Source organism: Mesorhizobium sp. M8A.F.Ca.ET.021.01.1.1, from assembly GCF_003998025.1.
Classification (GTDB): domain Bacteria; phylum Pseudomonadota; class Alphaproteobacteria; order Rhizobiales; family Rhizobiaceae; genus Mesorhizobium.
The window spans coordinates 1-2,420 of record NZ_RZSJ01000757.1; the positions used below are offsets into that span (position 1 = coordinate 1).

Genomic DNA, 2,420 nt, shown 5'->3' on the forward strand with positions numbered 1-2,420 from the left:
GCCATTGTCTGCATCTCGCCATGGAATTTCCCGCTCGCCATCTTCACCGGCCAGATCGCGGCAGCACTCGTCACCGGCAATTCCGTGATTGCCAAGCCGGCCGAGCAGACGCCGCTGATTGCATTCCGCGCCGTCGAGATGCTGCGCGCCGCTGGCGTGCCGGAAGACGTCATCCAGCTCCTGCCCGGTGACGGCCCATCGGTGGGCGGCCCGCTGACGGCGGATCCGCGCATTGCCGGCGTCTGCTTCACCGGCTCGACCGAGGTCGCCAAGCTGATCGAAAAACAGCTGGCCGAGACCGCCGCGCCGGACGCGATGCTGATCGCCGAGACCGGTGGTCTCAACGCCATGATCGTCGATTCCACAGCGCTGCCCGAACAGGCGGTGCGCGATATCCTGGCGTCGGCCTTCCAGAGTGCCGGCCAGCGCTGCTCGGCGCTGCGCGTGCTCTATGTGCAGAAGGACGTCGAGAAGAAGATGCTGGAGATGCTGAAGGGCGCCATGGAGGCGCTCAATATTGGCGATCCCTGGCTGATCTCGACCGATGTCGGCCCGGTCATCGATGACGAGGCGCAGGCCTCGATCCGCGACTATTGCACGAAGAAGGGTCTTGAGGGCCGGCTGATCGCCAAGCTCGAGGCCCCCAAGGATGGGCGTTTCGTCGCGCCGCATGTCTTGCGGGTCAAGGGTATCGAGGACATGGAGCGCGAGGTGTTCGGGCCTGTGCTGCATGTTGCCAGTTTCGACGCCGACCAGATCGACAGCGTCATCGCCGCCATCAACCGCAAGGGCTATGGCCTAACCTTCGGCCTGCACACCCGCATCGAGGGCCGCGTCCAGCATTTCGTCGACGGCATTCATGCCGGCAACATCTATGTCAACCGCAACCAGATCGGCGCCGTGGTCGGTTCGCAACCGTTCGGCGGCGAGGGCCTCTCCGGCACCGGGCCGAAGGCCGGCGGCCCGCATTATCTCAGGCGCTTCCGCAAGGGGCCGGAAGCTGGCACGCACCTGGCCGACGGGCACAAGGTCACCGCCACCGAACTGGCCGACAATCTGCCCGATCCGTCGCTGGGCGGCTGGTCGACGCGGCCGGACCGGATCGCCATCCTGAGGAAGCACCTGCGCGGCAAGGGCGCGGCGGCGATCGGTGCCGCCGCTGCAATCGATTTCGGTCAGGTCGATTTGCCCGGCCCGACCGGCGAGGCCAACACGCTGTCGCTGTCGCCGCGCGGCCGGGTGCTGTGCCTGGGGCCGGACGCCGACACGCTGCTGGCGCAGACCGTCCAGGCGCTCGCCGCCGGCAATGCGGTGCTGGCGCCACGGCGGCACTGGCGGCGCTGACCGGCAAAGGCCTGCCGCTGGCGGCCATCGATGGCCGCCCCGATCCGGTCGAGGCGCGCTCGCTGCGCGTCGATGTCGTTGCTTTTTCAGGCACGCCCGAGGCGGCGCGCATCGTGCGCAAGGTCATCGCCGAGCGCAGCGGGCCGATCGTGCCGCTGGTCAGCGAGGTGCTCAATCCGGCGGCTTATGCGCATGAGCGGGCCGTCTGCGTCGACACCACGGCGGCCGGCGGCAATGCCAGCCTGTTGGCCGCCGCATAGATTAGTCGGTACTTACGCGCCTTCGACGACGGAAAAACCCTCGAATTGCGGGTGGCCGAAATAATGGACCTTTGTCGTGCCGACATTGCGGTGGGCGGCGCGAAAGTTCTCCGATTTGGTCCAGGCGACGAAGTCGGCGTGGCTCGCCCAGACCGTATGCGAGGCAAACAACGTGTAGCCTTCGGTCTCGTTGGCCGGGCCGCGCAACAGATGGAATTCGCGGAAGCCTTTCATCTCGGCAAGGCTGGAATCGCGGTTCTTCCACACGGCTTCGAAATCGGCCTCGGAGCCGGTCTGCACCTTGAAGCGGTTCATGGCGATATACATGGGGTCCCTTTCCTGCGGATGTTGATGGTTGGCGCCGCAACGTTTGTGCTGCTCACATCTTAAAACGGGCCGATCCCGACCTCGAATTCCAAACCCGGATTCGCGGCCTGTGGCGGAATTGGAGGGAAGGGAGCAGCCTTGCTCACGATGCCAAGCGCGGCCTCATCGAAAGTCTTCGATCCCGAGCTTTCCAGAATACGCAACTGATCTATGTTGCCCTTCTTGCCTATGGCGAATGCCACAACCGCATTGTTTCGCGCGGCCAGTTGCAGCGAAGGCGGGAGAGTTCGATTGACTCTGCCGAGCTTTCGAAAGACGTCGCCGCGGTAGCTGTCTTCCGCGGCGCTGCCGGCCTCTTTCTGCCTCTTGCCCATGCTGGCCGCTTGCGCCGGCCAATCCTGGCCGTCGGCCGTACCGCTCCGTTCATCCGCCGCTGCAGCTGTCGCAGGCGCGGCCGCCGGAGTCGGCCTTGCATAGGGGGTCGACGGG

The 2,420-nt window shown here is 65.8% G+C and carries 2 protein-coding genes and 1 pseudogene; 1 reads left to right on the forward strand and 2 read right to left on the reverse strand.

Annotated elements, in window-relative coordinates:
- Positions 1-1,604, forward strand: a pseudogene (locus EOA36_RS33380) (L-glutamate gamma-semialdehyde dehydrogenase); the annotation flags it as partial.
- A gap of 12 nt (positions 1,605-1,616) precedes the next feature.
- On the opposite strand, the gene EOA36_RS33385 reads toward EOA36_RS33380, so the two are convergent.
- Positions 1,617-1,931 (reverse strand): antibiotic biosynthesis monooxygenase, encoded by a 315-nt coding sequence (locus EOA36_RS33385; RefSeq protein WP_127281004.1) that lies wholly within the window; start codon positions 1,929-1,931, stop codon positions 1,617-1,619.
- A 59-nt stretch (positions 1,932-1,990) separates the two neighbouring features.
- A partial coding sequence (locus EOA36_RS33390) for an energy transducer TonB (protein ID WP_145969457.1) occupies positions 1,991-2,420 on the reverse strand: 430 nt, incomplete at its 5' end.

Bases quoted from the DNA above. Each gene is read 5' to 3' on its own strand.
- EOA36_RS33385 (WP_127281004.1), bottom strand. From the start codon at position 1,931: ATGTATATCGCCATGAACCGCTTCAAGGTGCAGACCGGCTCCGAGGCC.